Here is a 257-nt window from a genome sequence, read left to right as displayed (position 1 = left end):
ACTTGCGGCCTGTTGACCAATCCGCGCGGTAAGCTGATTGTTACCGACAGCGGCTTCAAAGACACTGCCAACGAAGCGGATTTGGAAAAACTGTCCCAACCGCTCGCCGACTATAAAGCTTACGTTCAAGGCGAGGTTAAAGAGCTGGTGGCGAAAACCAAAACCTTTACCGAAGCCGTTAAAGCCGGCGACATTGAAAAGGCCAAATCCCTGTTTGCCGCCACCCGCGTCCATTACGAACGTATCGAACCGATTGC

At 52.5% G+C, this 257-nt stretch carries 1 protein-coding gene; it reads left to right on the top strand.

The features are described from left to right. Positions 1-257: imelysin family protein (locus ACTHSP_RS23855; RefSeq protein WP_440347212.1), on the top strand; the 257-nt coding region annotated here is incomplete at both ends.

It is taken from the genome of Neisseria sp. P0001.S005 (assembly GCF_051963715.1).
This window is presented reverse-complemented; position numbering and strand designations above follow the sequence as displayed.